This window comes from Streptomyces lothianensis (assembly GCF_047779955.1).
Lineage (GTDB): Bacteria > Actinomycetota > Actinomycetes > Streptomycetales > Streptomycetaceae > Streptomyces.
Map to the genome: position 1 here is coordinate 1 of NZ_JBLMKT010000078.1, position 25,871 is coordinate 25,871.

A 25,871-nucleotide genomic window follows, 5' to 3' on the forward strand; every position below is an offset into this window, starting at 1 on the left:
CTGGGCTTTCCTCCGGGCTTCCCTTCGGTGTTTCCGACTCTATCAGACTCTTTCGGGCCCGACTCCCAATCGGTGGGATTTGCCTTTCGGCTGCCTTCGAGGCCTTGCGGCCTTTCGACATTCACTACGCTAGCCGATTCTCCCGCCGACTCATAATCGAGTCTTCGGAATCGATTTTCGGCATGCCGAAATCGACCCCGTTGAGGGAAGTCGAAGTAGTGGTTTGGCCGCTTCCGGCTGCTGTCAGAGGCAGTACCCGGGTCAAGCGGCTCGGGCTACATTACGGATCCGCACGGGCCGCGTCAAGTCACGTCAAGAGGTCCTTCGTCGGGGCGTATGGGGCCGATAAGGGCTGACGGGCGGGTCGTTGGCGATCCAGTACCGGTACGGGTGCACCCCGCCCGGCCCAGAGGCTCCGGTGCGCGGTCCGCTGCATACCTGGTCAGCAGGTACGGGAGTGCCCATAAGAAGGGAGAGCGGGGCGGCCGGGCCCGCGCAGACGTCCGTGCCGTTCAGGTCCCGGTCCACGTCCAGGGCCGTGGCAAGCCGGGCCGGGCCTTTGGCCAGTTCTCTGTCATGGCGGGCCGATGCGCGACGGTGCCGGGTCAGTTCGCCGCCTTCGGTGATCTCACAGGCCCGCAGCAGGACCCCGCTCGCGAACCCCTCGGGGCCGGAGACGAGGTTGAGGCAGTGCCACATGCGTAGGTAACTCACTAGGCATGTACGTCGTTGGCCCGGCAGCGTCGGCAAAGCGACGACAAGCAGGAGACAGGCAGTGCGAGCGATCATCTACGCCAGGCTCAGCCCCACCCCGAGGGGCGAGGAATCCAAGGGTGGGAACCTGACACAACAGGTCGAGCTGAGCCAGGCGCTGTGCGACCGGAAGGGCTGGTCAGTCGTAGCCACGATCGTTGAGAAGGACACGTCGGCTTCGACGAAGCGGGGAACCAAGCGGAGCGCGGAGTGGGAACGCGTCAAAGCTCTGGTGGAGGACGGCAAGGCGGACGCCATCGTGTCCCGCCACTATGACCGCATGTACCGCACGCCGTGGGATCTTGAAGACCTGGTAGACCTGGCCGAGGCGACCGGCGTCACGCTGGCAGCGGCGCAGGCGCAGGGAGTGCTCGACCTGTCCACCCCGTCCGGCCGTCTCGCTGCTCGCATTGGCGCTGTGGTGGCTCGCAACGAGACCGAGATGCGAGTCGAGCGTCAGGTACTCGGACACCAGCGGCGCAGGGAGTCGGGGAGGCCCTTCTGGAGTACTCGCCCCTTCGGCTTCGAGCGGGACGGCAGGCACCGGGAAGCAGAGGCGGAAGCCCTGCGGCAGGCGTACCGGGACGTCCTGGCCGGCGTCACCCTCTGGTCCGTCGCGAAGGACTGGAACACGCGTGGCCTGCTCTCGCCGCACGGCAAGGAGTGGCGCAGCTCGAACCTTCGGAGCGTCCTCTTGAAGCCAAGGAACGCGGGAATCCAGACGTACTCGCAATGGGTCGAGAAGCCGGACGGGAAGCGCGTGCGGCGGACCGAGGAGACCGGCGCGGGCAACTGGAAGGCGATCGTCTCGGAGGGCATATTCCGGGCCTTGGTCCGCCACCTGAGCGACCCCGAGCGCAACACGGGCGGTGGCGGCAAGCGCAAGGCCTTGTTGTCCGGTGTGGTCCGCTGCTCGAAGTGTCAGGCCGTCGTCACTCAAGGGTGGAGCAAGAAGAACGCGGCAGGCGAGCGGTACGCATCTACACCTGTTCGGGTGGCCGGTGCATCACCTGCCCGGCTGACCCGCTCGACTCCTTCGTGGTGAGGAAGGTCATCGACAGGGCCGAGGAGTGGAACGCGGCACCGGCCACGGATGCCGCGGACGAGGAGCGAGAGGCCGAGCTGCTGGCCGAGGAGACGGCCGCGTCCGAGAGGCGCCCCGCCCTGGCGGAGATGTTCGCCGTAGGGGACATCGACGCGTCGACCCTGCGCACGGGCATCGGCAGGTGTGACGCCGACCTGACCAAGATCCGGGCCGAGCTAGCAGACCTGGCATCGCAGCGGGTGCGAGTCGACCTCGGCGACATCGAGTACCTGTGGGAAGCACTGGACTACGAGGACCCCGACCGCATCGATTACGTGCGGACCGTCGTCATGCAGGTCTGCGAGCGAGTCGAGCTGATGCCGCGCGGTCGAGGGGTCCGGTCCTTCAAGGGCGAGCACTGCCGGATCACGTTCCGGAATCCCTGAGATCCGATCGCGGAGGGCCGAGTGACGAGGGGCCCTGTCTAAACCGTCGCCTCAGGTAGCCCGTTGGGCCACCAAGTCAAGGGGGTTCGCATGGCACGCGAAGAACTGCCTCGGCTCACCGGCAACGGCAACGGCAACGGCAACGGCAACGGCACGTGCGGAGAGGACGACTGCCCGAACGTCTACCGCACCGCTTCCGGCTCCATCCTGGTTCAGGGCGACGTGTCCGACGCCTTCACGCCCCCGCAGGGGGAAGGGCTCGTGGAGATCCGCGAGAGCGTTCCTCGGGAGGCCGTTCGTGCTCTTGGATGGTGACGACTGGCGGGCGATGCTCCGAGGCTTCCAGAAGGAAGCGTGGCGGCTGGAGACCCTGCCCCAGTACCTCGTACCGCAAGAGGCGGAAGAACTCAAAGCCTTCCGCGCAGGCAAGCGTGTAGACCCGCACGCCTACTCGTCCGCGTACACGGAGGACCTGAGGCGGTTGCGCGGCGAGGGGAGGTGCAAGGGGCGAGTGCACGTCCTGACTCGACCGCTCTCCGCGTACCTGCGCTTCGAGTTCTCCCGGTACTACGCACCGCACGTGCTCGCCGGGGAGGACATCCGCATTCTTGACGTGCCCGAGCGAGAGAACCCGTTGCCGGATGTCGAGGACTTCTGGATGTTCGACCGCTCGACGGTCGTCCTGATGCACTACGAGCGCGACGGCACGCAGATCAGCCGGGAGCTGTACGAGGGTGACCCTGCGCCGTTCATCGAGTGGCAGCGCATCGCCGTTGCCAAGTCTGTTCGATGGTGCGCGCGGTCCTACGATTCGTGACGCACCGGATCACGCGGCATCCGGACACGGACGTGACCTTCGAAGCGGAGTGCCTGCACTGCAAGTGGAAGGCGGAGCCTTCGCCGGACAGTGCGGTAATCGACGTCGAGTGCATGAGCCATCCCGGCCTGAGCAACCATCGCGGCTTTCGGCGGATCTGTACGTCGTTCGCCATGGTGGTGCGGGCTGAGTAAGGCAGCGTTGTACGTCCACGTACGACAACGGCCCCGACATAGCCGGGGGCCTGTCTGAACTGCTGTGCGCCTGTCTCAGGCGCTCTCTCCCAGGTGCCGGTACAGCGTGGCTCGGGAGACGCCGAGGGCTTTGGCGATGGCGCTGACGCTCTCGCCCTTGGCCTTCCTGGCGCGGGCCACGGTGAGTACGTCCTCGTCCACCACAGACGGCCGGCCGCCGGTACGGCCCTGCGCCCTGGCCGCTTCCAGTCCCGCCCGCGTGCGGTCCTTGATGAGCGACCGCTCGAACTCCGCCATGGCCGCGATGATCTGGAAGAACAGGCGGCCGTCAGCCGACGTGGTGTCGACGGAGGAGAGCGCACCGTCGAGCACGCGGAAACCTATGCCGTGCTCGCGCAGGCCGTCGACGATGGACACCAGGTCGCTGAGCGAGCGGCCTAGCCGGTCAAGCTTCCACACACAGGACGTCGCCGGGTCGGGCGTAGTCCAGTACGGCCGTGAGCTGCCGCCGGTCGGTGGTCTTCCCGCTGGCCGTGTCCTCAAAGATGCGGGCGCACCCCGCAGCCGTCAGAGCGTCGCGCTGACGGCTGCGCTTCCTGGTCGTCGATGGACACGCGGGCGTAACCGATGAGCAGCCCAGTGATCGTCTTCGTCGCCATGACACGGTCCGTCTCAGAACTCGTCTCAAAAGATCAAGTCTGGGACGGAAGTTTCGAGACGGGCTTTGAACAGGGTTGCGCAACCGTGAGGGGCGCTTTGCCCGCCGTCTCACAAACCTTGGTTCTCGAGACGGATCTACTCGGTCACGCTGAGCCATGCTCGACGGCCAGCGGCGCGGGAGAGAGGAACGGCAAGAGGGTGGGGCATGCCCCCCCCGAAGGGTCCTTGCTCGACCGCCATGCCTTGGCAGCCAAGATTCCGCCACGGTTTCAGGGTCCGTCTGCCCTGCCCTCAGACCTCCACGGCAGAGGTGTATGGCCTGGTCACACCCTTGCCCTGCCCGTACTCGCAGGCGGCGCAAAACTGCAAGGAACAGGGTCTTACGGCCGAGACAGCGGGGCGGGGTAGCGCGCCCCCCTTGGTCTTGCTGGGTTACTCCCGTCGGCCGCTTGCGACTGTGGCGGCCGGTAGGCCGCCCCTTGCCGCTTCTCTCTTCACCGTTGTCCTGCCCTTGAGGGCCCTGTTCAGGGAGCCCTCCCATCACCGCTCGCCAGATGGAGCGCTCAGCCTGAGGCATCCTCAAGCGGAAGGTGGTCTCGGAAGTACTGCGACTCCAGCCACTCCTCCTTGACGAAGAGTGGACGTGTAAGGCGCGCGTTCCCGACCCGCTGCGAACGCAGAAGAAGTCCGAGATCGGTCAGGGAAAGTGACTCGTCAGGGGTGTAGAGAATCCAGTTCCCATGCTCCGCAGCGTGGTCCGACAGAAACTGATGGCCCTGCACCGGATCGCTCCCTGCCAACGGGAAGCCGGCCAGGAAGACCTGCGGACCGCTGACTGCATCCAGCGCGACGCATGCGAGCTTGCCCGCGTCGTAGAACGCCTTCACCCCGTCCGGGAAGTCTTCCTGCTCGTACGGACCGCCGACGCGTACCAGAGGCCCAGAGACCAGCAGTGCGTCGGCGACCTCGGCTGGAGACTTCCCGAACTTCAGCGGCCCCACACCTTCTCCGGTTCGCACCTCCCAGCGCTCCCGCTCCACATCTGCGCTCATCCACCCATCCCTACGTCTGACCGACCCAGATCTGTGTCTGTTGCTTTGGTTCGCATGCACCAGGCAGGGACAAGATCCCAACTCAGCTGCTCAGATACCAACTGGAGTACTCAGTCCCACCCACCCGTCCGGTCCGAGTTCGCGCACGTCGGCAGTCACTCGACCGGCCAGGAACGCGTCACGCGCTGCGCTCGCGGACGATCACGCATCTTCTGACCCGACTCAGCGCCGGCTCACCGCCGGGCCGGGAGCGAGGCGCACAGCGGCTCAGGCTCCTGCGGAAGGCTTGGCTCGCGGGCTCAGTCGGTACGCCGAGACTGTTGGATCACCGGCGAGGTAGAACCGATGTTGCCAGTCGTGGGCCTTGCTCACGCCTACCCGAGGACCGACCCGGATGAGCGCGGCAGGTACCGGCTCGCCCTCGGAAAGCATGACCGAGGTACCTGCCAGGAGGTCTGCGCCGTTGTGCTCTGCCGTGATGCCGAGTGCCTGGCCGACGTTCCCCGGGCCTCGGGCAAGACGTGGGCTCTCGACCCTCTCCCCTCGCCGCTCGCGCGCCAGGTCTTCGCCCTCGATGACCCTGCCTGCCCGGATGAGGACACCCGAGGCGATGCCATCCGCACCGGTGACGACGTTGGCGCACCAGTGGAGACCGTGGGACCGGTAGACGTAGAGGTGTCCTGCGGGCCCGAACATGGTGGCGTTGCGGGCAGTCCGGCCCCGGTAGGCATGGGAAGCTGGGTCGGCCGTGCCGGAGTACGCCTCGGTTTCCGTAATGGCGATGCTCACAGTCCCCTCGGGGGTCTTGCAGGTGAGGACGCATCCGAGCAGCTTGGGGGCGACCTCTTCAGCGGGATCGGAGAGGAGATCAACGTTCATGCCGACTGCCTTGACATGCCGTAGGTGAAGTAGACGTATGCGTGGCCGGGCGGGCCGAACATCACGTCGTTGCGGGCGGTGCGACCGCGATAGGCGTGCGAGCCGGGGTCCGACTCCCCCGCGTATGCCTCCACCTCCGTGAGGCGCAGCTCGATCGGGCCGTCCGGTGTGCTGCGCACGAGGATGCGGCCCAGGAGATCGGGGGCGACCTCCAGGACGGGGCGGTCGAAGAAGCTGCGGGGCACCGGCGTACGGTCTGGGGCCGCGATCATGTCGTACGAGGGTAGTGCAAGGGTTCTGTACGAGTGGGTGGTCTGGTGGGCTCGCGCTTGGAAGGCTGTGGGCCGGAACCGGCCGTCGTCGGTTCGCGTTGTAGATGAGAGATCACTGATCAAGACGGGCCGTCGTCGTGCGGCGCGGGGAGGACTCAACATGGGGTTCAAGAAGCTGCTTGCGAGCATGGGTGCCGGTGGCGCCTCGGTGGAGACCGTGCTCTTCGAGAGCAATGTCGTGCCCGGCGGCGTCGTGCAGGGTGAGGTCCGGATCCAGGGCGGCTCGGTCGACCAGGAGATCCAGGGTCTGAACGTCGGTCTGCAGGCTCGGGTCGAGGTCGAGGCGGAGGACCAGGAGTTCAAGCAGGACATCGAGTTCACCAAGCAGCGGCTCGGTGGCGCCTTCGAGCTCAAGGCCGGTGCACTGCACGCGGTGCAGTTCGGCCTGGAAATCCCGTGGGAGACGCCGGTCACGACGATCGACGGTCAGCAGCTGCGCGGGATGAACATCGGTGTGACCACCGAGCTGGAGATCGCGCGTGCCGTGGACTCCGGTGACCTGGACCCGATCAACGTGCACCCGCTGCCGGCGCAGCAGGCGATTCTCGATGCCTTCATCCAGCTGGGCTTCCGCTTCAAGAACGCGGACATGGAGCGCGGTCACATCCGCGGTACGCGGCAGCGGCTGCCGTTCTACCAGGAGATCGAGTTCTACCCGCCGTCGCAGTACCAGGGTCTGAGCCAGGTCGAGCTGAGCTTCGTCTCCGACGACCGTGAGATGGACGTCGTGCTGGAGATGGACAAGAAGTCGGGTCTGTTCAACAGCGGTGGTGACACCTTCCGTTCGTTCCAGGTGGGGCACGACAGCTACCAGGGCACCGACTGGGCCGCCTACCTGAACGAGTGGATGACCCAGGTGGGCGGGCAGCGCAACTGGCTCTGAGGATGATCGGTCGGCGGGGTGTTCCGCCGGAGACCCCGTAGGCTCGAAGGCCGGAACCGAGAGACCCGACCGGAGGTTTGACGTGACGGACAAGCGGCGACCGCTTCCCCATGACTTCCATCCCCAGGTGCCGTCGTTCACGGTACTGAGCGACGATGTCGCGCCGGGTGAAGTCCTGGACGACGCCCAGGTTCTCGCGCGGGGCAACGTCTCGCCGCAGCTGCGGTGGGAGGGCTTCCCCGCGGAGACCAAGAGCTTCGCGGTGACCTGCTACGACCCGGATGCCCCTACGGGCAGTGGGTTCTGGCACTGGGTGCTCTTCGACATCCCGGTCTCGGTCACCGAGTTGCCGGTGGGTGCGGGCAGCGGCAAGTTCGAGGGCCTGCCCGAGGGCGCGGTGCATGCGCGCAACGACTACGGGTCGAAGGACTTCGGCGGTGCCGCTCCCCCGCCCGGGGACGGTTCGCACCGGTATGTCTTCACCGTGTACGCGGTGGACCAGGAGAAGCTCGGTCCCGGCGCGGAGGCCTCGCCGGCCGCCGTCGGGTTCAACCTGAGGTTCCATACGCTGGCGCGTGCGCAGCTCGTCGGTGAGTACGAGGTGCCTGCCGAAGGCTGAGGCCCGAGAGGCCCGAAGGAGTCCCGAGAGCCGAGGGTTCACCGGCTGTTCGCCCGTTCCCGGTCATGGAAGTGACCGGGAACGGGCATTTTTTATTCCGTTGTCCATCTCGGCGCACCCGGCCAGAGTTGATCCCAGTCCGCCGAGGGGCGGACAGGTGCGTACGGGAGGGTGGGCGAGATGCGGGACACGCTGGTGCTGAACGCGAGCTTCGAGCCGCTGTCGACGGTGACGTTGAACCGGGCCGTCGTGCTGGTGCTGAGCGACAAGGCCGTGGTCGAGCAGGCCCACCCCGAACTGAGGATGCGCGCGGCGGCCATGGAGCTTCCGGCGCCCCGGGTGATCAGGCTCTGCCGGTACGTACGGGTGCCGTTCCGAAGACACGCGCCATGGTCGCGGCGGGGAGTCCTGATCAGGGACCGGCACAGGTGCGCGTACTGCGGCAGGCGGGCCACCACGGTCGACCATGTGCTGCCGCGGGCGCAGGGCGGCGGGGACACCTGGCTGAACACGGTGGCCTCGTGTGCGGTGGACAACCACCGCAAGGCGGACCGTACGCCCGAGGAGGCGGGGATGCCGCTGCTGTTCGAGCCGTTCGTGCCGACGCCGGCCGATGCGATGCTGTTCGCGCTCGCGGCGGATGACCGGTCGGCGCTGCCGGAGTGGTTGACGCAGTCGGCTGCCGCGTAGGGGGCGGCGCGCCCCGGCACACGGCGTACGGCGGGGCGCGGTTCGGCACGTGAGTATGCGGGCCGGGGGGCTCCGCCGTTCCGCGGCGGTTTCAGGGCTGGGGGCTGACGCCCCCAGTCCCCCTCGCGGCGGATGTCGTTCGCGTCAGTCCAGCGGAGGCTGTTCGCGTCGCTCCGCCGCCGGCGTGCCCGCCTGGGGGCCGACCGTGGGGGTGCCGGTGGCGTTGCCCGTAAGGGGGCCGCCGAAGTTTCCGATCGCGCCCGAGAGACCCTTGAGGGCGTCGCCGATCTCGCTGGGGACGATCCAGAGCTTGTTGGCATCGCCTTCGGCGATCTTCGGCAGCATCTGCAGGTACTGGTAGGAGAGCAGCTTCTGGTCCGGGTCTCCGGCGTGGATGGACTCGAAGACCGTGCGGATGGCCTGTGCCTCGCCCTCGGCGCGCAGGGCCGCCGCCTTCGCCTCACCTTCGGCGCGCAGGATCGCGGACTGCTTCTCACCTTCGGCGGTGAGGATCTGGGACTGTCGGATGCCTTCGGCGGTGAGGATCGCGGCGCGCTTGTCCCGGTCGGCGCGCATCTGCTTCTCCATCGAGTCCTGGATGGAGGTGGGCGGTTCGATCGCCTTGAGCTCCACGCGGTTGACGCGGATGCCCCACTTGCCGGTGGCCTCGTCGAGGACTCCGCGCAGCGCCGCGTTGATCTCCTCGCGGGAGGTCAGGGTCCGCTCCAGGTCCATGCCGCCGATGATGTTGCGGAGCGTGGTGACGGTGAGCTGCTCGATCGCCTGGATGTAGGAGGCGACTTCGTAGGTGGCGGCCCTGGCGTCGGTCACCTGGTAGTAGATGACGGTGTCGATGTTGACGACCAGGTTGTCCTGGGTGATCACCGGCTGGGGCGGGAACGGGACGACCTGTTCGCGGAGGTCGATCCGGTTGCGGATCGAGTCGATGAACGGGACGACGATGTTCAGCCCCGCGTTGAGTGTGCGGGTGTAGCGGCCGAAGCGCTCCACGATGGCGGCGCTGGCCTGCGGGATCACCTGGATCGTCTTGATCAGGGCGATGAAGACCAACACCACCAGGATGATGAGGACGATGATGACCGGTTGCATCGCGCTCCCCGTGCCCCTTCGAGCCTGAATTGCCTGCATACGCCGCGTGTTCAGCGTACGTTCTGGAAGATCTTGCTGGTCGAGTCTGTCAGAACGGCGTGCGCTGCGAGTCCGGTTCGCCGGATCGGGCTGCTTGCCACATCACGTTGTCACATCACGATGGCGGTGGCCCCGTCGATTTCGACGACGTCCACCTGGCGGCCGACTTCGTAGGTCTGGGCCGTGTCCAGCGCGCGGGCGGACCAGATCTCGCCGCCGAGTTTGATCCGGCCGCCGTCGCCGTCCACCCGCTCCAGGACGACGGCCTGTTTGCCCTTCAGCGCCTCGATGCCGCTGGCGAGTTGGGGCCGTTCGGCGCGGTGACGTGCCGCGATGGGCCGTACGACGGCGATCAGCGCGACCGAGACGGCGGCGAAGACGATCACCTGGAGCACGACATCACCACCGAGTCCCGCGGTGACGGCGGCGGCCACCGCACCCGCCGAGAGCATCGCCAGTTCCGGCATCGCGGTGATGACGAGCGCAACGCCCAGCACGACCGCGCCGATCAGCCACCACAGCCATGGGTCCATGGTGTTCATGGTAGAGCTGCGGGTGGCCTTCGGGACAGGGTACGTGGAGTGCGGCCTGCGGAAGGCGGGCGCGCGCCGGTGCGGCGGTCAGGCGATCGGGAGGCCCTGCGCGGTCCAGCGGTCGCCGTTCTGCTCCACGACCAGCGGGAGGCCGAAGCACCGCGAGAGGTTGCGGGAGGTCAGTTCGAGCTCCAGCGGGCCCGCGGCGAGCACCTTGCCCTGACGGATCATCAGGACGTGGGTGAATCCCGGGGCGATCTCCTCGACATGGTGCGTGACCATGAGCATCGAGGGGGCGATCGGATCGCGGGCGAGGCGGCCGAGGCGGCGCACCAGGTCTTCGCGGCCGCCGAGGTCGAGGCCGGCGGCCGGCTCGTCGAGGAGCAGCAGCTCGGGGTCGGTCATCAGGGCGCGGGCGATCATGGTGCGCTTGCGCTCGCCCTCGGAGAGGGTGCCGAACCTGCGGTCGAGGAACTCGGTCATGCCGAGGCGGTCGAGGAAGGCGCGGGCGCGCTGCTCGTCGATCTCCTCGTAGCTCTCGTTCCAGCCGGCGGTCATGCCGTAGGCGGCGGTGAGCACGGTCTGCAGGACGGTCTGGTCCTTGGGAAGCTTGTCGGCGATGGCGATGCCCGCCATCCCGATCCGCGGGCGCAGCTCGAAGACGTCCGTGCCGGGCGTACCGAGGGTCTCGCCGAGGATGGTGGCGGTTCCCTTGCTCGGGAAGAGGTAGCTGGAGGCGATGTTGAGCAGCGTCGTCTTGCCGGCGCCGTTGGGGCCGAGGATGACCCAGCGCTCCCCCTCCTTCACCGACCAGGAGACCTGGTCCACCAGAGCGCGGCCCCCACGGACCACGGACACGTCCTCCAGCTCGAGCACATCGCTCATGAGCGTGCTGTCTCCCATGCGTATCGGTATGTGCGAGCGTCAGGTGGACGTCGCCCCCAGGGAAAACCTACGCCACCGGGTGGGCCTTTCCGTCGGCGGTGGGGTCCTTAGTCTGGTGTCCATGCTCACGGAACCACGCTCCGGCCTTCTGGCCTCTTGGGGTAATGCACTGATTGCCGGACTTGTCTCACCTGACGAGGCGGTGGCCGCCATCGTCGGGGACGATGCCGTGCACCGGGTCGAGGGTCTGCCGGGTGAGGCGGGGCAGGTCGGCCTGAGTCTTGCGCTCGGCCGGCTGCGGGCGCTCGGCGCGCGGGGACTGCGGGTGGCACTGCCCGCGCCGGGCCATCCGCTGGGGCTCAGCGGGCCGCCGGAGTTCAACGCGCGGGCGCTGGCGGCCGAGGAGGCCGTGGTCTGCCACGGGGTCGCGCTCGGACTCGTGCCCGAGGTGTACGAGGCGGGGCCGGACGGCGACGTGCATGTGGAGGTCGTATGGCACTGCCTGCCGGTGCGCGAGGCGCCGCCCGCAGATGTGCCCTCGCTCGGCGAGGCGGAGCGTGAGCTCGCCGAGGCGCTGCGGGAGGCGACGGAGATCCTGACGAAGCTGGATGTCGCGGGCTCGGGGCCGGTGGCTCAGGCGGCGGTGGACGCGTACCGGGCGCGGGCCGAGCGCGGGCGCGAGGTGCTCGCGCCGGGGTATCCGCCGCGTGCGGTGCGGGTGCTGGAGCTGGCGCAGCGGGTCGGACTGCTGGTCTCGGCAGCGTACGAGAACGGGCCCGGCGGCGCGGTCAGTGCCTCGGAGATGGGGGCGCGGGCCGAGGCGCTGCGGCCGGTGGAGCGCACGGCGCGCAGGGCGCAGGTGGCGGCGTACAACGCGTATGTGGAGGAGCTGTTGCGGGGCTGAGCCCGCGGCGCAAGGCGCAGGGCCGGTCGTGCGGGGCCTGTGCACGGTCGGCCCTGTGGGCGGGGCCGGGCCTGCGAAAGCCCCGCGGACCGGAAGGTGTTCGCGGGGCTTTCGGGTGATGCCTGGGGTCCGCCGAGGCTCTGCGTCAGGCGTTGACGCAGGTGTTGCCGAACGCCGGGTTCAGCAGACCGATCACGTTGACGGTGTTGCCGCAGGCGTTCACCGGTACGTGCACCGGCAGCTGGACGAGGTTGCCCGAGGCGACGCCCGGCGAGTGGACGGCCTCGCCGTGGGCGTACGCGCCGTCCGAGGCGGAGGCGAAACCGGCACCGGCGGCAACCAGGCCACCGGCCATCATCGAGACGGCCGCGGCCTTCTTCAGGTTCTTCACTTCTTCAGTCCTCCTTGCGGTGACTGCGGCCTGCCGCCGCAGCATGCATGGAGAACGGCGCATGGCCGCCCGGGGATACGCCATCCGGGGGACATCCACACGACGGTATGAATCTCAGACCGGAACACGACGGTCCACAAAGGGGCGTCGGCGAAACGGTCCTGCCAGCAGTGGTCGTCTCTGATCAGCCGTTAAGGCCATGCCGTACGGCCCACAGAGCGGCCTGGGTGCGGTCGGCGAGGTCGAGTTTCATCAGGATGTTCGATACGTGCGTCTTGACAGTTTTCTCGGACAGGACCAGGGCCCGGGCGATCTCCCGGTTTGAGCGTCCGTCGGCGATCAGGCCGAGCACCTCGCGCTCGCGCTCGGTGAGCGAACCGCCGCGCCCCTGCGCCCCGCTGCCCTCCTCCTGCGCGAGCAGCGCCCCGGCGACCTCCGGCTGCAACAGCACATGGCCCGCGTACACGGAGCGGATCGCGCCCGCGAGGGCGTCGGGGTCCACGTCCTTGTAGACATAGCCCGCGGCGCCCGCCTTGAGAGCGGGCACGACCGTGCGCTGCTCGGTGAAGCTGGTGACGATCAGGACCCGGGCGGGGTTGGCGAGTGCGCGCAGCCTGCGCAGTGCCTCGATGCCGTCCATGCCGGGCATCTTGACGTCCATCAGGACGACGTCCGGCTTCAACTCCTCGGCGCGCTCGACGCCTTCGGCGCCGTCCGAGGCCTCGCCGACGACCTCGATGTCCTCCTGGATCTCCAGGAAGGTGCGCAGCCCCCGCCGTACGACCTGGTGGTCGTCGACCAGGAGAACTCGGATCACCTTGTCACCCACCGGGCACCTCCATCTCGATCGTGGTGCCCTGGCCGGGCGCCGATTCCACGTGCAGCCGTCCGCCGACCCCGCTCGCCCGGTCCCGCATGGAGACCAGGCCGAGATGCCGGCCCGCCCGCCGGGTCGCCCGCGGGTCGAAGCCCTGTCCGTCGTCGCCGACCCGCAGCACCGCGCCCTGGCCGCGCCTTTCCAGTACGACGTCGACGTGGGCCGCTTCCGAGTGGCGCAGCGCGTTGTGCAGCGCCTCCTGGGCGACGCGCAGCATCGCCTCCTCCTGCGAGGCGGGCAGTGCCCGTACTCCTTCGCAGGTGAAGGTGACATGCGGGGCGTGGGCGCGGTCGAGTACCTGGATGTGGGTGCGCAGGGTGGCGACGAGACCGTCCTCGTCCAGGGCCGCGGGCCTCAGCTCGACGACGGCGGCGCGCAGTTCGTCGGCGGCCTCGGCGGCGAGCGCGGCCACCTGCTGGAGTTCGCCCTTGGCGCGCACCGGGTCGCGGTCGATGAGCTTGGCGGCCGCCTGGGCGGTGAGCCGGAGCGAGAAGAGCTTCTGGCTGACGGCGTCGTGGAGTTCGTGGGCGAGGCGGGTGCGTTCCTCGGCGATGGTCAGCTCGCGGCTGCGTTCGTACAGGCGGGCGTTGGTGAGGGCGATGGCGGCGTGCTGGGCGAGGATGCCGAGCAGGTCCTCGTCGTCCTGGGTGAATCCGCAACTTCCATCCGGCTTGGGGCACGGGGGGTGTGGGGGGTGTCCCTCCGCAGGGCGCAGCTTGTTCGCCAGGAAGAGGGCGCCGAGGGTCTCGTCGCCGTCGCGGATGGGCAGCCCGAGGAAGTCCGACATATCGGGGTGCGCGGCGGGCCAGCCGCCGAAGCGCGGGTCCTTGCGGACGTCCGCGAGCCGTTCGGCGCGGACGTCGTGGAGCATCGCCGCGAGGATGCCGTGCTGGCGCGGGAGTGGGCCGATCGCCTTCCACTCCTCGTCGCTGACGCCGTCCACCACGAACTGTGCGAAGCCGCCGTGGTCGTCGGGTACGCCGAGTGCCGCGTACTGCGCGTTGAGCAGTTCGCGGGCGGAGGCCACGATCGTCTTCAGGACGTCGCGCACCTCGAGATGTCTGCTCATCGCCAGGAGTGCGCTGCTCACAGCGGCAAGGCCGGATCGGGGGCCGTCGGTCATGGACACACCGTACCGGCGGGTTCGTGGCCGGGTATCGGACCTCGGGCCGCCTTCGCCTACGACCCGGGGCGTAGTCCGAAGGGCCTTTTGCGAGCGGGTCCCGCGTCGGAGGCGGGGCGGCAGCGCTCCTTTCTACGTTGAGGGCATCGCCTTACAGGTCGACGTACAGAGGGGAACGGTCATCATGCCGGTTGCAATCATCACCGGGGCTTCGAAGGGGTTCGGCAAGGAGTTCGCCACGGCGCTCGCCGCGCGCGGCTGGGATCTGGTCGTCGACGCGCGCTCGGCGGATGTGCTGGCGAAGGCGGCGGAGGAGTTCGGGGCGTACGGGACACGGGTGGTGGCGCTCCCGGGCTCGGTCACGGATGCCGCGCACCGCTCGGCGCTGGTCGCCGCGGCGCGTGAGCTGGGCGGGCTCGATCTGCTGGTGAACAACGCGAGTGTGCTCGGCGCGGAACCGCTCGTACGGCTGGCGGAGCACACGCTGGACGGGCTGCGGGAGGCCTTCGAGGTCAATGCCGTGGCGCCGCTCGGGCTCGTGCAGGAGGCGCTGCCGCTGCTGCGGGCGGCACGGGCCCCGGCGGTGATCGCGCTCAGTTCGGACGCGGCCGCCGAGGCGTACGAGACGTGGGGCGGCTACGGGGCCTCGAAGGCGGCGCTCGACCACCTGAGCGCGGTGCTGGCGGTCGAGGAGCCGGGGCTGCGGGTGTGGGCGGTGGACCCGGGCGACATGCGGACCGATCTCTACCAGGCCGCCGTGCCGCTCGACGACGATTCCGGACGGCCCGAACCGCAAACGGTGGTGCCCGCGTTCCTGCGGCTGCTCGACGAGCGGCCGGTGAGCGGGCGGTATGCGGCGCCGGCACTGCTCGCGACGCGATGAGCGCGGGGCGGGCGGTGCAGACTGTGCAGCCGGGGCCCGGGATGTCCGGTCTGCGGGTCCCCGATGAGCTCTCGGCGCGCGAGCCGGCCGAGCAGCGCGGCCCGGGGCACGAGCGTGACTCGGTGCGGCTGCTTCTCTCGCGCGGTACGGAGGTCTCGCACCACGCGTTCCGTGAGCTGCCCGCGCTGCTGCGGGCGGGGGATCTGCTCATTGTGAACACCTCGCCGACGCTGGCCGCCGCGCTCGACGGCGTCCTCGACGGCTCGCCGGTGGTCGTCCACTTCTCCACGCGCGGGGACGACGGGCGGTGGGTGGTGGAGCTGCGGGAGCCGGACGCGCGGGGCACCACCCGGGCACGGCCGGGTGGGCCGGTGGTCGTGGAGCTCGCGGGCGGCGCCCGTCTCGTCCTGCAGGAGCCGCTGGACCCGGCGGGGACGCGGCTGTGGTGGGCTCGGGCCTCGGTGGACGTGCCGGGGCTGCTCGGCCGGTATGGGCGGCCCATCCGCTACTCGTACACGAGGAAGGACCAGCCGCTGTCCGCGTACCAGACGGTCTTCGCGCTGCCGCAGCCCGGCGGGGCGGGGTCGGCGGAGATGCCGAGCGCGGGGCGGCCGTTCACGGCGCGTCTTGTGGCGGAGCTGGTGAGCCGGGGCGTGCAGTTCGCGCCGGTCACGCTGCATACGGGGGTGGCCTCCGGCGAGGCGCATGAGCCGCCGTATGCCGAGCGCTTCGAGGTGCCTGTCGCGTCCGCCCGGCTGATCAATGCGGCGAAGGCCGGGGGCGGAAGGATCATCGCGGTCGGGACGACCGGGGTACGGGCCGTGGAGTCGGCGGCGGGGCCGGACGGGATCGTTCGGCCGGCCGCCGGGTGGACGGATCTGGTGGTGACGCCGGAGCGCGGGGTGCGGGTGGTGGACGGGCTGCTCACCGGGCTGCACGAGCCGGAGGCCTCGCATCTGCTGATGCTGGAAGCGGTCGCGGGAAGGCCGGCGCTGGAGCGCTCCTATGCCGAAGCAGTACGCGGGCTCTACCTCTGGCATGAGTTCGGGGACAGTCATCTCATCCTCCCGGACGAGCGCGATGACGTACTGAATTGCTTCGGCAACTGTTGGTGAGACTGCTGCGCGCCCGATGTGAGCCCGCGCATAGGACCTGCATCACGTACGAGGCCCCCTAGTAGAAAGCTAGGGGGCCTCTGTGCGGGGAAGATGCCCCATCCAGGACTTAGGTCCCGCAACCTGATCCACTAAGCGACTTCGTACGTCACACCTTTGCCACTAAATTTTGCGGCCGCTAAGAATGGCTCCCGTCGCTCGGCGCGGTGGCTCAACTGCCACGGCGCGGATTCGCCGGGATACGACACCGGCACGAACCGGGAACCGACACCGGCACGGAAAGGCGAGCGACCCCCCGCTATTCGAAGAGGTCCATTCGCCATGCCCAAGCACCGAATCGTCGGTCAGCCCCTGACCAAGCGCCAGAAGATCTCGATGGCCGGAGTCGCCGCGCTCGGCGCCGCCGCTCTCGCGGTCTCCGTCGTGCCGGGCAACGCCGCCGAGACCTCCGCGACCTCGGAGGTCGCCGCCGCCGGTGTCGCCGCGGCTCCCGTCGCCTTCGGTGTCAACGAAGCGGTCAAGACCTCCATCACGCAGCAGCACGTGGCCACCGCCAAGGACGCGGTGGCCGCCGCGAACAAGGCCGCGGCCGAGGCGAAGGCCGAGAAGGCCAAGAAGGCGGCCGAGGCGAAAGCCAAGGCGAAGGCGAAGGCCGAGGCGGAGGCCAAGGCCAAGAAGGCGGCCGCGGCGAAGGCGAAGAAGGCGCGCGAGGCGAAGGAGGCCGCAAGCCGGGCCGCCGCCCGCAAGCCGGTCTACGCCAACAACCTCGACGGCTGGATACGCGAGGCCCTCTCCATCATGAAGAAGGAGGGCATCCCCGGCACGTACAACGGCATCTACAAGAACGTGATGCGGGAGTCCTCCGGCAACCCCAACGCCATCAACAACTGGGACATCAACGCCCGCAACGGCGTGCCGTCCATCGGCCTGCTCCAGGTCATCAAGCCGACCTTCGACGCGTACCACGTCGCGGGCACCGAGCACAGCCAGTACGACCCGGTCGCCAACATCGTCGCCGCCTGCAACTACGCGGCCGACCGCTACGGCACGATCGACAACGTGAACAGCGCCTACTGATCACTTCCTGATCACGTCCACAGCTGCGCCGAAGGGCGGCACCCCGTTCGAGGGTGCCGCCCTTCGGCTTCGTGTGTCATGCGTCATGTGCGTCATGCGTGTGCCATGCGCGCTTACCGCCTGATCACTTGCGCATGACCTCGGGCTCGTGCCGGCGCAGGAAGCGCAGGACGAGGAAGCCGCAGAGCGCGCCGAGGGCGAGCAGCGCCACCATGTCGATGCCGTAGGCCGATGCCTCGTGGTCCCACAGCGGGTCGGTGCTGCCCGGATCATCGGTGTTGGGATTGATCCGGTTGAAGTCGAGCGTGGTGCCCGCCGCCGCGACGGCCCAGCGGGAGGGCATCAGATACGAGAACTCGTTGACGCCGACCGTGCCGTGCAGGATGAACAGACAGCCGGTGAAGACGACCTGGACGATCGCGAACATAACCAGCAGCGGCATGGTCTTCTCGGAGGTCTTCACCAGGGCCGAGATGATCAGGCCGAACATCATCGAGGTGAAGCCGAGGGCCATGATCGGTAGCGAGAGTTCCAGGAGCACCTGGTTGCCGAGGATCAGGCCTTCCTCGGGCAGCTCGCGGCTGGCGAAGCCGATCGCGCCGACCAGCGCGCCCTGCAGGAGGGTGATGAAGCCGAGGACGATCACCTTGGACATCAGGTACGCGGAGCGGGACAGGCCGGTGGCTCTCTCCCGCTCGTAGATGACCCGTTCCTTGATCAGCTCTCGTACGGAGTTGGCGGCGCCGGCGAAACAGGCGCCGACCGCCATGATCAGCAGCACGGTGGTGGCCGTGCCGTTGGGGATGATCCGGCCGGTCTGCTCGTTGACATTGACCAGGAGGTTCTTGTCCGGGTCGATCAGCAGGCTGACCCCACCGAGCACCGCGGGCAGGATCACCATCAGGGCCATGAAGCCCTTGTCCGAGGCGATCACCGAGACATAGCGTCTGACCAGCGTGAACAGCTGGGAGAACCAGCCCTGCGGCTTGGGCGGCCGGATCTGCTGCATCGGCGGCATCTGCACCGGCTGGGCGGCCACGGCGTCGATGTCGGCCGCGTACATCTGGTAGTGCTGCGAGCCCTTCCAGCGGCCCGCCCAGTCGTAGTCGCGGTAGTTCTCGAAGGCGGAGAAGACATCGGCCCAGGTGCTGTAGCCGAAGAAGTTGAGCGCCTCCTCCGGCGGGCCGAAGTAGGCCACCGAACCGCCGGGGGCCATCACGAGCAGCTTGTCGCAGATGGCGAGCTCGGCCACCGAGTGCGTGACGACGAGGACGGTGCGTCCGTCGTCCGCGAGGCCGCGGAGCAGCTGCATCACATCGCGGTCCATGCCCGGGTCGAGGCCCGAGGTGGGCTCGTCCAGGAAGATCAGCGAAGGCTTGGTGAGCAGTTCGAGGGCCACGGACACACGCTTGCGCTGACCACCGGAGAGCGAGGTGATCTTCTTGTCCTTGTGGATGTCGAGCTTGAGCTCGCGCAGGACCTCGTCGATCCGCGCGGCGCGCTCCTGCTCGCTGGTGTCCGCGGGGAAGCGCAGCTTGGCGGCGTACTTGAGGGCCGTGCGGACGGTCAGCTCCTTGTGCAGGATGTCGTCCTGCGGGACCAGACCGATGCGCTGGCGCAGCTCGGCGAACTGCTTGTACAGGTTCCGGTTGTCGTAGAGGACGTCGCCCTGGTTGGCGGGGCGGTAACCGGTGAGCGCCTTGAGCAGCGTCGACTTACCGGATCCCGAGGGGCCGATGACGGCGATCAGCGACTTCTCGGGGACGCCGAAGGTGACGTCCTTGAGGATCTGCTTGCCGCCGTCGACGGTGACCGTGAGGTGGCGGGCCGAGAAGGAGACCTCACCGGTGTCGACGAACTCCTCTAGCTGGCCGCCGACGATACGGAAGGTGGAGTGGCCGACGCCGACGATGTCGTTCGGGCCGAGCAGAGCGACGCCGCCCTTGGCGATCGGCATACCGTTGACATACGTGCCGTTGTGCGAGCCGAGGTCGCGGATCTCCATGCGGCCGTCGGGGGTCGCGTGGAACTCGGCGTGGTGGCGCGAGACCTGGAGGTCGGAGACGACAAGATCGTTCTCCAGGGCACGGCCGATGCGCATCACTCGGCCGAGGTCCAGCTGGTGGAACGTGGTAGGGCTGCGGTCGCCGTGCGCCTGCGGGGCGCCCGCGGCGGGGCCCTGCGGCGGGACCTGCGCGGGCGGCTGCTGCGCGGGCGGCTGCTGCCAGCCCTGCTGCGGGACGCCCTGCTGAGCGGCCGGGGGCTGCTGCTGGTGCTGCTGGTGCTGCGACCAGCCGGCGCCGCCCTGCTGGGGCGCGGCCGGCTGAGGTGCGGCGGCCTGCTGCTGGTACTGGGCGTGCTGCGGCTGGGCCGGGGCCTGGTGCGCGTGCGGCTGGGCCTGCTGCGGCGCGGCGGCCGCGGCGGCACCCGAGAGCTGCAGACGCGGGCCGTCGGTCGCGTTGCCGAGGTGCACGGCCGAGCCCGGGCCGATCTCCATCTGATGGATCCGCTGGCCCTGGACGAACGTGCCGTTCGTCGAACCGTGATCCTCGATGACCCAACTGCGACCGCCCCAGCTGATGGTGGCGTGACGCCAGGAAACCCGCGCATCATCGATCGCCACATCACCGCCCGGGTCCCGGCCGAGCGTGTATGACCTGGACGGATCCAGGGTCCAGGTCCGTCCGTTCAATTCCAGTACGAGTTCCGGCACTCCATGCCCCACTACGTTGTCCCCCGAGTTACCCCCGTCTTGGGGAGTCTAGGGATGTCGAACATCGTGGGGAACTATTTCAGGCTCCGGCCCCTGTCCGAAAGTCGGGCCTTGTGAAGAGTGCGTAGCCGCCGCGCGGTCCGACCCGTTGACGGTCCGGAAATCACCCCGGAGAGTGGTAATCGCCCATGAGAGCAGACAGATCATCCATAACCGCGCAGATGGATCAGGCGCAACTGGCGGATCCGCCAAGGGTAATTCGTACATAGTTGACAAAGCGCTACGGATCGGGGGCGGTTGATGGGCGCTGTGCGGTCGGCCGGTGCGGCCGGCCAAGTGGGGCGGATCCGCTGGGGTGATGTGCTGCTCACCGCGATCACGTGCGTGAGCTGGTCCCTCGTGGGCATGGCCGGTGTCGCGGCGCTCGGGCTCCACCTCCTGGGGGCGGACGCGGCTGGCTCGCTCGGTCCGATGACGGCGGCGGTCGTGGTGCTCGGGGCGGGCGGTTCGGTGACGCCCTCGGGCGATGTCTCCGCCTTCGGCCTGGAGGGTGCGGCGGCGAACACGGCGATCGAGGTGACCCCGCTCGGGGTCTCGCTCGCCGGTGCGCTGCTGCTCGCCTTCTTCTTCCTGCGGTCCCTGCGCCCCCTGGGCACCGAGATCACGCCGGGTGAGCTGGCCGCGCGGGCCGGTGCGGTGGCGGCGCTGTTCCTCGCGATGCTCGGCGGGCTCGCCTGGGCCGGACACGACGTGATCACCATCGACGGGGCCTCGCTCGGGCTCGACGGGGTCCCGGACGGCGGCCTCACGGACGGGCTTCCTGACGGCCTTCCGGACGGCCTTCCGGACGGGCTCGGCGATCTGCTGCCCGAACGGCTCGGTGACCTCGCCGAGGCCGAGGCGGCGGTCGGATTCACCGTGGACACCGGGCCCTCGCTCTTCGGCGGGCTGGTCTTCGTCCTCGTGGTCCTCGCGCTTGCGCTGCTGGTTTCCCGTCGGACGCCGCTGCCCGCCGCGTTCTCCCGGGCGCACCGGGTGGTACGGCCTGCGGTGTCCGCGCTGGTGACGGTGCTTCTGGTCGCGGTGGCGGCGGGGCTCGCGGCCGCGGCGTACGCGGCGGCCGGGGACGAGCATCCCGGGCGGATCGCGGGGGCCGCGCTGCTCGGGGCGCCCAACGGGGTGTGGCTGGCGGTGCCGCTCGGCATGTTCGTGCCCTGGGAGGGCTCGGCGACCGGGGTGCTGGCCGAGGTGCTTCCGGCGCCGCTCGACGCGTTCTTCCGTATGGGAGCGGACAAGCCGGCGACCGTCGGGCGGCTCGCCTCGCTCGACGGGCGGGTGTGGCTGCTGGTGGTGGCGGTCGCGGTGATGATGCTGTTCGCGGGGGTGCTCGGCGCGGCGCGTACGCCGGTGGGGGCGCTGTCGCCCCTCCGGTTCGCCGGGTTGTGCGCGCTGCGGCTGGCCGTGGCCTGCGCCGTGATCGTGCCGATGCTGGTGTGGCTCACCGTCGTGTCCGCGGACGCGTCGCTCTCGGTGCTCGGGTTCGACGCGTTCGGGGCGGGGCTGTCGCTGCGGGGTCAGGTGGGGATGGCGCTGCTGCTCGGGGCGGTGTGGGGGCTGGTGGGGGGTGGGCTCGGGGCGCTGCTGGCGTGGGGTGCCGGAGCGGCGGGTTGTCTTGTGATCCCTGCGGCGGGGTCGGGGCCGGAGCCCGGGCGTGCTGGGCCGCAGGCGGGAAGTCCGGGTCCTTACGACCCCGCGGCGCCGTTCCGGCCGGCGAACCCGGATACGAATCCGTACCTGCGGCCGCGGGACGAGTTCCGGGATCCTCCGTCGGGTGGCTGAGCACCCGGGCCGGAGTGTTGGACCGGGCCCGCCCCGGAGCGCCGCACGGGCCGACAGTCGTCCCAGCAGCCGGGACGCCCCGTCGTTCCGTAACCCGCGCCCGCTACCGTGGTGCCACCATGAGCGCACCTCAGATGCCGCAGGCCAATGCCGACGTACCCACCCTTCTCGTCAAGATCTTCGGGAAGGACCGGCCCGGGATCACCGCCGGGCTGTTCGACACTCTTGCCGCCTTCTCCGTCGAGGTCGTCGACCTCGAACAGGTCGTCACCCGGGGACGGATCGTGCTCTGCGCGCTCGTCACCGAGCCCGCGGGCGGCCTCGAGGGCGAGCTGCGGTCCACCGTGCACAGCTGGGCCGACTCCCTGAAGCTGCAGGCCGAGATCATCTCGGGGGTCGGCGACAACCGGCCGCGCGGCGAGGGCCGTTCGCATGTGACCGTGCTCGGGCACCCGCTGACCGCGGAGTCCACCGCCGCCATCACCGCGTGCATCACCGCCACCGGCGGCAACATCGACCGGATCTTCCGGCTCGCCAAGTACCCGGTGACCGCCGTGGAGTTCGCGATCTCCGGCACCCCGACCGAACCGCTGCGCACCGCGCTCGCCACCGAGGCGGCCACGCTCGGCGTCGACGTGGCCGTGGTCTCGGCCGGGCTGCACCGCCGCGCCCAGCGCCTCGTCGTGATGGATGTCGACTCGACACTGATCCAGGACGAGGTCATCGAGCTGTTCGCCGCGCATGCCGGCTGCGAGGAGCAGGTCGCCGAGGTGACCGCGCGGGCGATGCGCGGCGAGCTGGACTTCGAGCAGTCCCTGCACGCCCGCGTCGCGCTGCTCGAAGGCCTCGACGCCTCTGTGGTCGACAAGGTGCGCGCCGAGGTGCGGCTGACGCCCGGCGCCCGGACCCTGGTGCGCACCCTGAAGCGGCTCGGCTATCAGGTCGGTGTCGTCTCGGGCGGCTTCACCCAGGTCACCGATGATCTGCGGGAACGGCTCGGCCTCGACTTCGCGCAGGCCAACACGCTGGAGATCGTCGACGGCAGGCTGACCGGCAGGGTCACGGGCGAGATCGTGGACCGGGCGGGCAAGGCGCGGCTGCTGCGCCGCTTCGCCGAGGAGGCCGGCGTACCGCTGGAGCAGACGGTGGCGATCGGCGACGGCGCCAACGACCTCGACATGCTCAACGCGGCGGGCCTCGGTGTCGCCTTCAACGCCAAACCGGTCGTACGGGAGGCCGCGCACACCGCGGTGAACTTCCCGTTCCTGGACACGGTCCTGTACCTCCTCGGTGTCACCCGCGAGGAGGTGGAGGCGGCCGACGGGCTGCTCGACGGTTGAGGGCCGGGCCCGCACCCGGGTCCTCACCGGGTCCGCGGGCCGCCCCCTGTTCGGGCCGCACCCCGTTCGGGCCCCGTCACAATGCCGGGGCCCCGTCACGTACAGGAACCGGCGCCGTGCCCTATTCGTTCGGCGCCCAGTAGTCGAAGAGCCTGCCCACGCCCGGCTCCAGGGACTTCCACGAGCCCTTGAAGCTCAGCATCGCCATCGCCGAGGTCGGGAACCCGCGGCGGTTGAGCCGGGCGAGCACCTCGTCGTCGGCCGAGCCGGCGAGGATCTCGGCGAGAGCCTGCATCCCCGGGTTGTGCCCGATGAGGAGCAGGTCGGCCACGTCGTCGGGGGTCTCGTTGAGCACGGCGATCAGCTCGCCCGGAGAGGCGTCGTAGACCCTCTCCTCGTACGTGGTCTTCGGGCGCTGCGGCAGTTCACCCACCGCGAGTTTCCAGGTCTCGCGGGTGCGGGCGGCCGTGGAGCAGAGGGCGAGGTCGAAGGCGATCCCGCTCTCCGCGAGCCGGCGGCCCACGGCCGGGGCGTCCTTGCGGCCCCGCTCGGCCAACGGCCTTTCATGGTCGGAGATCTGGGGCCAGTCGGCCTTCGCGTGCCTGAGGAGGACGAGCCTGCGCGGTGTATCGACACTCATGTGTCCCAGCTTCGCACGAAACGCTCCCCCGGGCGCAGGGACTTGAAGCGCTCCCCCTCGAAGGGTGAGGAGGGGCCGTCAAACCCCCTGCACGGGTCGGATCGTCCGGTGCCGCCGGGTCACCGGACGGGGAGTACGAGGGCTTCCCTGAGCTGGACGAGGAGATCGCCGACCGCGGGGTCGCCGGTCGTGGCGTGGGCCTCGGCCGGGTGCAGCACAAGCATGAGGAGCGCGGCGAAGGCGATCACCGGCAGGGCGATCCCCCACCAGGGCAGTCGGATCTCGGCGCCACGGGCCTGCCGCGGGGAGCGGGTGTGCGCTGGGGCCGACATGTCGCCTCCGGATGTTCAGGTCGGTACGCCGTGTCCTGGGAGCCCGCTCTCCGGCTCCTGCGGCGTACTGATGAATCTACGGAAGCGAAGGCCCCCGACCCATCCGGTGATCCACCCACTTGACCCTGACACCAGCCCCCTAGGGGATGGTGGGGACAGCCCCACCATCGGGGGCCCGGGGGGGGTGTCACGGGGAGGCGATCGTGGCCACGATGCCGATGATCACGGTGATGGCGATCATCGCGCCGAAGACGACGAGCAGCTTCTTCTGGCCGTTCTTGGGGTGCGGATCGAGCACAGGCATACGCCCAGTCTCGCACTGTTCGTACGTTCCCCCGGCGCCGGGGTCCGGCCGTGCACACGGACCTCGGACCGTGCACACGCGCGTCAGCCCTTGCCCGCGGATCGAACCGTGAACGCAAGTCAGACCGTGCACTCGTCCTCGACGGTCCGCTGCCGGCCGGCCAGTACGCCGAAGGCGATCTGCGGTACGAGCAGCGCGCCCATCAGCGTGATCGGCAGCTCCCAGCCGCCGCTGTGCTGGTACAGCACGCCGACGAGGAGCGGCCCCGGGATCGAGAGCAGATAGCCGGTGCTCTGCGCGAAGGCGGACAGCTGCACCACGCCCGCGCCCGTGCGCGCCCGCATCCCGACCATGGTCAGGGCCAGCGGGAAGGAGCAGTTGGAGATGCCGAGCAACAGCGCCCACACCCAGGCGCCGCCCGCGGGGGCCATGTACAGGCCGGTGTAGCCGATCAGGCCGCAGACGCCGAGCGCGGCGACGATGGGGCCCTGGTGGTTCATCCGGGCCGCCACGCGCGGGATCAGGAACGACAGCGGGACGCCCATCGCCATGGTGACGGCGAGCAGCACACCGGCGGCCGAGGCGGAGACCCCGGCATCGCGGAAGATCTGCGGCATCCAGCCCATGGTGATGTACGCGCCGGTGGCCTGGAGGCCGAAGAACACGGCCAGCGCCCAGGCCGTACGGCTGCGGGTGATCCTGAGCCTCACGGCCGGCGCGGCCTTCGCCTCCGCGGCGGCCTGCCCGGTGCCATCGCCCTCGGCGCGGTGCCTGCGCAGCACCGGCAGCCACGGCAGTACCGCGGCGGCGGCGAGGGCGGCCCAGACCGCGAGCCCCGTCTTCCAGCTGCCGCCGAGCGCCTCGGTGACCGGCACGGTGACGGCGGCGGCGAGCGAGGTGCCGAGCGCCAGGGCCATGGAGTACAGCCCGGTCATCGAGCCCACCCGCCGCGGGAACCACTCCTTGATCACCACCGGCATCAGCACGTTGGAGACCGCGATGCCCGCGAGCGCGAGGGTGCTGGTGGCGAGGAAGGCAGCGGTGCTGCCGGTGAACGGCCGCACCAGGAGCCCGGTCGCGATCGCGGCCATGCCGCCGCAGACGACCGCGGCCGGGCCGAATCGGCGGGCGAGGCGCGGGGCGAGGCTGCCGAAGACGGCGAAGCAGAGCGGCGGTACGGAGGTGAGGAGGCCCGCGACGGAGCCGCTCATGCCGAGCCCCTCGCGCACCTCTTCGAGCAGGGCGCCGAGGCTGGTGATGGCCGGGCGCAGGTTGAGGGCGGCCAGGACGATGCCGGCGATCACGAAGGGCACGGCCCAGCTGCGCGCGGCCGGGGCGGGCTCGGGGTGTGCGGTGCCGCTTCCGCTGCGGGGTGCCGCTGCGTCGGGCAGCACGGTCGACTTCTCACTGGCCATGA

At 69.6% G+C, this 25,871-nt stretch carries 28 protein-coding genes and 3 pseudogenes; 14 read left to right on the forward strand and 17 right to left on the reverse strand.

Annotated elements, in window-relative coordinates; genetic code table 11:
- Positions 1-312: 312 nt before the first annotated feature.
- Positions 313-699, reverse strand: a pseudogene (locus tag ACLF6P_RS27840) (DNA-3-methyladenine glycosylase); the annotation flags it as partial.
- A 76-nt stretch (positions 700-775) separates the two neighbouring features.
- On the opposite strand from ACLF6P_RS27840, the gene ACLF6P_RS27845 reads away from it, so the two are divergent.
- The 5 genes from ACLF6P_RS27845 (at position 776) to ACLF6P_RS30245 (ending at position 3,234) form a co-directional block, all read left to right on the forward strand.
- On the forward strand, positions 776-1,798 hold the full coding sequence (locus ACLF6P_RS27845) for a recombinase family protein (protein ID WP_415954049.1): 1,023 nt from the start codon (positions 776-778) through the stop codon (positions 1,796-1,798).
- Complete coding sequence (locus ACLF6P_RS27850) at positions 1,795-2,223, forward strand: hypothetical protein (protein ID WP_415954051.1); 429 nt, start codon at positions 1,795-1,797, stop codon at positions 2,221-2,223. The genes ACLF6P_RS27845 and ACLF6P_RS27850 overlap by 4 nt, the downstream gene beginning before the upstream one ends.
- 90 nt (positions 2,224-2,313) lie before the next feature.
- On the forward strand, positions 2,314-2,538 hold the full coding sequence (locus ACLF6P_RS27855; RefSeq protein ID WP_415954053.1) for a hypothetical protein: 225 nt from the start codon (positions 2,314-2,316) through the stop codon (positions 2,536-2,538).
- Positions 2,522-3,040, forward strand: coding sequence for a DUF6879 family protein (locus ACLF6P_RS27860; RefSeq protein WP_415954054.1), 519 nt, complete (start codon positions 2,522-2,524; stop codon positions 3,038-3,040). The genes ACLF6P_RS27855 and ACLF6P_RS27860 overlap by 17 nt, the downstream gene beginning before the upstream one ends.
- Positions 3,013-3,234 (forward strand): DUF7848 domain-containing protein, encoded by a 222-nt coding sequence (locus ACLF6P_RS30245; RefSeq protein WP_463315328.1) that lies wholly within the window; start codon positions 3,013-3,015, stop codon positions 3,232-3,234. The genes ACLF6P_RS27860 and ACLF6P_RS30245 overlap by 28 nt, the downstream gene beginning before the upstream one ends.
- Positions 3,235-3,309: 75 nt before the next feature.
- Here ACLF6P_RS30245 and ACLF6P_RS30250 read toward each other — a convergent pair whose 3' ends face one another.
- From ACLF6P_RS30250 to ACLF6P_RS27880, 5 genes and pseudogenes are all read right to left on the reverse strand, one after another.
- Entirely contained in the window at positions 3,310-3,531 is a 222-nt protein-coding gene (locus ACLF6P_RS30250) for a helix-turn-helix domain-containing protein (protein WP_463315329.1), read from the reverse strand.
- Positions 3,517-4,471: pseudogene (locus ACLF6P_RS30255) on the reverse strand (recombinase family protein); the annotation flags it as partial. The gene ACLF6P_RS30250 and the pseudogene ACLF6P_RS30255, both read right to left, overlap by 15 nt.
- Complete coding sequence (locus ACLF6P_RS27870) at positions 4,458-4,946, reverse strand: hypothetical protein (protein WP_415954056.1); 489 nt, start codon at positions 4,944-4,946, stop codon at positions 4,458-4,460. The pseudogene ACLF6P_RS30255 and the gene ACLF6P_RS27870, both read right to left, overlap by 14 nt.
- 267 nt (positions 4,947-5,213) lie before the next feature.
- Complete coding sequence (locus tag ACLF6P_RS27875) at positions 5,214-5,825, reverse strand: DNA-3-methyladenine glycosylase (RefSeq protein ID WP_415954058.1); 612 nt, start codon at positions 5,823-5,825, stop codon at positions 5,214-5,216.
- A 14-nt stretch (positions 5,826-5,839) separates the two neighbouring features.
- Positions 5,840-6,097, reverse strand: a pseudogene (locus ACLF6P_RS27880) (DNA-3-methyladenine glycosylase); the annotation flags it as partial.
- Positions 6,098-6,257: 160 nt separating this feature from the next.
- Between ACLF6P_RS27880 and ACLF6P_RS27885 the strand changes: the two are divergent.
- The 3 genes from ACLF6P_RS27885 to ACLF6P_RS27895 all read left to right on the forward strand — a co-directional run bounded on the left by ACLF6P_RS27885 (position 6,258) and on the right by ACLF6P_RS27895 (position 8,349).
- Positions 6,258-7,040 carry a sporulation protein gene (locus ACLF6P_RS27885; protein WP_415954060.1) on the forward strand — a complete coding sequence of 261 codons (783 nt, stop codon included), beginning with the start codon at positions 6,258-6,260 and terminating at the stop codon, positions 7,038-7,040.
- A gap of 82 nt (positions 7,041-7,122) precedes the next feature.
- Positions 7,123-7,659 (forward strand): YbhB/YbcL family Raf kinase inhibitor-like protein, encoded by a 537-nt coding sequence (locus tag ACLF6P_RS27890; protein ID WP_415954062.1) that lies wholly within the window; start codon positions 7,123-7,125, stop codon positions 7,657-7,659.
- A gap of 180 nt (positions 7,660-7,839) precedes the next feature.
- Positions 7,840-8,349, forward strand: coding sequence for an HNH endonuclease (locus ACLF6P_RS27895; protein ID WP_415954064.1), 510 nt, complete (start codon positions 7,840-7,842; stop codon positions 8,347-8,349).
- A 144-nt stretch (positions 8,350-8,493) separates the two neighbouring features.
- On the opposite strand, the gene ACLF6P_RS27900 is transcribed toward ACLF6P_RS27895, so the two are convergent.
- The 3 genes from ACLF6P_RS27900 to ACLF6P_RS27910 form a co-directional block, all read right to left on the reverse strand.
- Positions 8,494-9,459 carry an SPFH domain-containing protein gene (locus ACLF6P_RS27900; RefSeq protein ID WP_415954066.1) on the reverse strand — a complete coding sequence of 322 codons (966 nt, stop codon included), beginning with the start codon at positions 9,457-9,459 and terminating at the stop codon, positions 8,494-8,496.
- Positions 9,460-9,608: 149 nt separating this feature from the next.
- Entirely contained in the window at positions 9,609-10,040 is a 432-nt protein-coding gene (locus ACLF6P_RS27905) for an NfeD family protein (RefSeq protein ID WP_415954068.1), read from the reverse strand.
- 78 nt (positions 10,041-10,118) lie between these two features.
- On the reverse strand, positions 10,119-10,916 hold the full coding sequence (locus tag ACLF6P_RS27910) for an ABC transporter ATP-binding protein (protein ID WP_415954295.1): 798 nt from the start codon (positions 10,914-10,916) through the stop codon (positions 10,119-10,121).
- Positions 10,917-11,037: 121 nt separating this feature from the next.
- On the opposite strand from ACLF6P_RS27910, the gene ACLF6P_RS27915 reads away from it, so the two are divergent.
- Positions 11,038-11,820, forward strand: coding sequence for a hypothetical protein (locus tag ACLF6P_RS27915; RefSeq protein WP_415954070.1), 783 nt, complete (start codon positions 11,038-11,040; stop codon positions 11,818-11,820).
- Between the two features lie 145 nt (positions 11,821-11,965).
- Here the strand turns inward: ACLF6P_RS27915 and ACLF6P_RS27920 are convergent, their stop codons facing one another.
- From ACLF6P_RS27920 to ACLF6P_RS27930, 3 genes are all read right to left on the reverse strand, one after another.
- Positions 11,966-12,211 (reverse strand): chaplin, encoded by a 246-nt coding sequence (locus ACLF6P_RS27920; protein WP_415954071.1) that lies wholly within the window; start codon positions 12,209-12,211, stop codon positions 11,966-11,968.
- Between the two features lie 184 nt (positions 12,212-12,395).
- Positions 12,396-13,040: a response regulator gene (locus ACLF6P_RS27925; RefSeq protein WP_415954073.1), complete on the reverse strand. Its 645-nt coding sequence runs from the start codon at positions 13,038-13,040 to the stop codon at positions 12,396-12,398.
- The gene (locus tag ACLF6P_RS27930; protein WP_415954075.1) at positions 13,033-14,211 is read right to left on the reverse strand and encodes a GAF domain-containing sensor histidine kinase; all 1,179 of its coding nucleotides are present in this window, start codon (positions 14,209-14,211) and stop codon (positions 13,033-13,035) included. Before ACLF6P_RS27930 ends, ACLF6P_RS27925 begins: the two co-directional genes overlap by 8 nt.
- Before the next feature lie 184 nt (positions 14,212-14,395).
- On the opposite strand from ACLF6P_RS27930, the gene ACLF6P_RS27935 reads away from it, so the two are divergent.
- The 3 genes from ACLF6P_RS27935 to ACLF6P_RS27945 all read left to right on the forward strand — a co-directional run bounded on the left by ACLF6P_RS27935 (position 14,396) and on the right by ACLF6P_RS27945 (position 17,286).
- Entirely contained in the window at positions 14,396-15,094 is a 699-nt protein-coding gene (locus ACLF6P_RS27935) for an SDR family NAD(P)-dependent oxidoreductase (RefSeq protein ID WP_415954076.1), read from the forward strand.
- Positions 15,091-16,209 (forward strand): S-adenosylmethionine:tRNA ribosyltransferase-isomerase, encoded by a 1,119-nt coding sequence (locus ACLF6P_RS27940; protein WP_415954077.1) that lies wholly within the window; start codon positions 15,091-15,093, stop codon positions 16,207-16,209. The genes ACLF6P_RS27935 and ACLF6P_RS27940 overlap by 4 nt, the downstream gene beginning before the upstream one ends.
- 321 nt (positions 16,210-16,530) lie before the next feature.
- Positions 16,531-17,286, forward strand: a complete 756-nt coding sequence (locus ACLF6P_RS27945) for a transglycosylase SLT domain-containing protein (protein WP_415954079.1) — start codon at positions 16,531-16,533, stop codon at positions 17,284-17,286.
- Positions 17,287-17,410: 124 nt separating this feature from the next.
- Here ACLF6P_RS27945 and ACLF6P_RS27950 read toward each other — a convergent pair whose 3' ends face one another.
- Positions 17,411-19,999: an ABC transporter ATP-binding protein/permease gene (locus ACLF6P_RS27950; RefSeq protein ID WP_415954296.1), complete on the reverse strand. Its 2,589-nt coding sequence runs from the start codon at positions 19,997-19,999 to the stop codon at positions 17,411-17,413.
- A gap of 300 nt (positions 20,000-20,299) precedes the next feature.
- On the opposite strand from ACLF6P_RS27950, the gene ACLF6P_RS27955 reads away from it, so the two are divergent.
- Both ACLF6P_RS27955 and serB read left to right on the forward strand, forming a co-directional pair.
- Entirely contained in the window at positions 20,300-21,838 is a 1,539-nt protein-coding gene (locus ACLF6P_RS27955) for a streptophobe family protein (RefSeq protein ID WP_415954081.1), read from the forward strand.
- A gap of 119 nt (positions 21,839-21,957) precedes the next feature.
- Positions 21,958-23,178: a phosphoserine phosphatase SerB gene (serB, locus tag ACLF6P_RS27960; protein ID WP_415954083.1), complete on the forward strand. Its 1,221-nt coding sequence runs from the start codon at positions 21,958-21,960 to the stop codon at positions 23,176-23,178.
- Between the two features lie 121 nt (positions 23,179-23,299).
- Here the strand turns inward: serB and ACLF6P_RS27965 are convergent, their stop codons facing one another.
- From ACLF6P_RS27965 to ACLF6P_RS27980, 4 genes are all read right to left on the reverse strand, one after another.
- Positions 23,300-23,818, reverse strand: a complete 519-nt coding sequence (locus tag ACLF6P_RS27965) for a SixA phosphatase family protein (RefSeq protein WP_415954084.1) — start codon at positions 23,816-23,818, stop codon at positions 23,300-23,302.
- 119 nt (positions 23,819-23,937) lie between these two features.
- Positions 23,938-24,150 carry a hypothetical protein gene (locus tag ACLF6P_RS27970; protein WP_415954086.1) on the reverse strand — a complete coding sequence of 71 codons (213 nt, stop codon included), beginning with the start codon at positions 24,148-24,150 and terminating at the stop codon, positions 23,938-23,940.
- A 187-nt stretch (positions 24,151-24,337) separates the two neighbouring features.
- On the reverse strand, positions 24,338-24,454 hold the full coding sequence (locus ACLF6P_RS27975; RefSeq protein ID WP_415954088.1) for an SGM_5486 family transporter-associated protein: 117 nt from the start codon (positions 24,452-24,454) through the stop codon (positions 24,338-24,340).
- A 119-nt stretch (positions 24,455-24,573) separates the two neighbouring features.
- On the reverse strand, positions 24,574-25,869 hold the full coding sequence (locus ACLF6P_RS27980; protein ID WP_415954090.1) for a CynX/NimT family MFS transporter: 1,296 nt from the start codon (positions 25,867-25,869) through the stop codon (positions 24,574-24,576).
- Between the last annotated feature and the right edge of the window lie 2 nt (positions 25,870-25,871).

What these genes read in the sequence shown, in the direction of transcription:
- ACLF6P_RS27855 (WP_415954053.1), top strand. Translation starts at nt 2,314, where the DNA reads ATGGCACGCGAAGAACTGCCTCGGCTCACCGGCAACGGCAACGGCAAC.
- ACLF6P_RS30245 (WP_463315328.1), top strand. Translation starts at nt 3,013, where the DNA reads ATGGTGCGCGCGGTCCTACGATTCGTGACGCACCGGATCACGCGGCAT.
- ACLF6P_RS30250 (WP_463315329.1), bottom strand. Translation starts at nt 3,531, where the DNA reads ATGGCGGAGTTCGAGCGGTCGCTCATCAAGGACCGCACGCGGGCGGGA.
- ACLF6P_RS27870 (WP_415954056.1), bottom strand. Translation starts at nt 4,946, where the DNA reads ATGAGCGCAGATGTGGAGCGGGAGCGCTGGGAGGTGCGAACCGGAGAA.
- ACLF6P_RS27875 (WP_415954058.1), bottom strand. Translation starts at nt 5,825, where the DNA reads ATGAACGTTGATCTCCTCTCCGATCCCGCTGAAGAGGTCGCCCCCAAG.
- ACLF6P_RS27885 (WP_415954060.1), top strand. Translation starts at nt 6,258, where the DNA reads ATGGGGTTCAAGAAGCTGCTTGCGAGCATGGGTGCCGGTGGCGCCTCG.
- ACLF6P_RS27895 (WP_415954064.1), top strand. Translation starts at nt 7,840, where the DNA reads ATGCGGGACACGCTGGTGCTGAACGCGAGCTTCGAGCCGCTGTCGACG.
- ACLF6P_RS27900 (WP_415954066.1), bottom strand. Translation starts at nt 9,459, where the DNA reads ATGCAACCGGTCATCATCGTCCTCATCATCCTGGTGGTGTTGGTCTTC.
- ACLF6P_RS27905 (WP_415954068.1), bottom strand. Translation starts at nt 10,040, where the DNA reads ATGAACACCATGGACCCATGGCTGTGGTGGCTGATCGGCGCGGTCGTG.
- ACLF6P_RS27910 (WP_415954295.1), bottom strand. Translation starts at nt 10,916, where the DNA reads ATGAGCGATGTGCTCGAGCTGGAGGACGTGTCCGTGGTCCGTGGGGGC.
- ACLF6P_RS27915 (WP_415954070.1), top strand. Translation starts at nt 11,038, where the DNA reads ATGCTCACGGAACCACGCTCCGGCCTTCTGGCCTCTTGGGGTAATGCA.
- ACLF6P_RS27930 (WP_415954075.1), bottom strand. Translation starts at nt 14,211, where the DNA reads ATGACCGACGGCCCCCGATCCGGCCTTGCCGCTGTGAGCAGCGCACTC.
- ACLF6P_RS27935 (WP_415954076.1), top strand. Translation starts at nt 14,396, where the DNA reads ATGCCGGTTGCAATCATCACCGGGGCTTCGAAGGGGTTCGGCAAGGAG.
- ACLF6P_RS27940 (WP_415954077.1), top strand. Translation starts at nt 15,091, where the DNA reads ATGAGCGCGGGGCGGGCGGTGCAGACTGTGCAGCCGGGGCCCGGGATG.
- ACLF6P_RS27945 (WP_415954079.1), top strand. Translation starts at nt 16,531, where the DNA reads ATGCCCAAGCACCGAATCGTCGGTCAGCCCCTGACCAAGCGCCAGAAG.
- ACLF6P_RS27955 (WP_415954081.1), top strand. Translation starts at nt 20,300, where the DNA reads ATGGGCGCTGTGCGGTCGGCCGGTGCGGCCGGCCAAGTGGGGCGGATC.
- serB (WP_415954083.1), top strand. Translation starts at nt 21,958, where the DNA reads ATGAGCGCACCTCAGATGCCGCAGGCCAATGCCGACGTACCCACCCTT.
- ACLF6P_RS27965 (WP_415954084.1), bottom strand. Translation starts at nt 23,818, where the DNA reads ATGAGTGTCGATACACCGCGCAGGCTCGTCCTCCTCAGGCACGCGAAG.
- ACLF6P_RS27970 (WP_415954086.1), bottom strand. Translation starts at nt 24,150, where the DNA reads ATGTCGGCCCCAGCGCACACCCGCTCCCCGCGGCAGGCCCGTGGCGCC.
- ACLF6P_RS27975 (WP_415954088.1), bottom strand. Translation starts at nt 24,454, where the DNA reads ATGCCTGTGCTCGATCCGCACCCCAAGAACGGCCAGAAGAAGCTGCTC.
- ACLF6P_RS27980 (WP_415954090.1), bottom strand. Translation starts at nt 25,869, where the DNA reads ATGGCCAGTGAGAAGTCGACCGTGCTGCCCGACGCAGCGGCACCCCGC.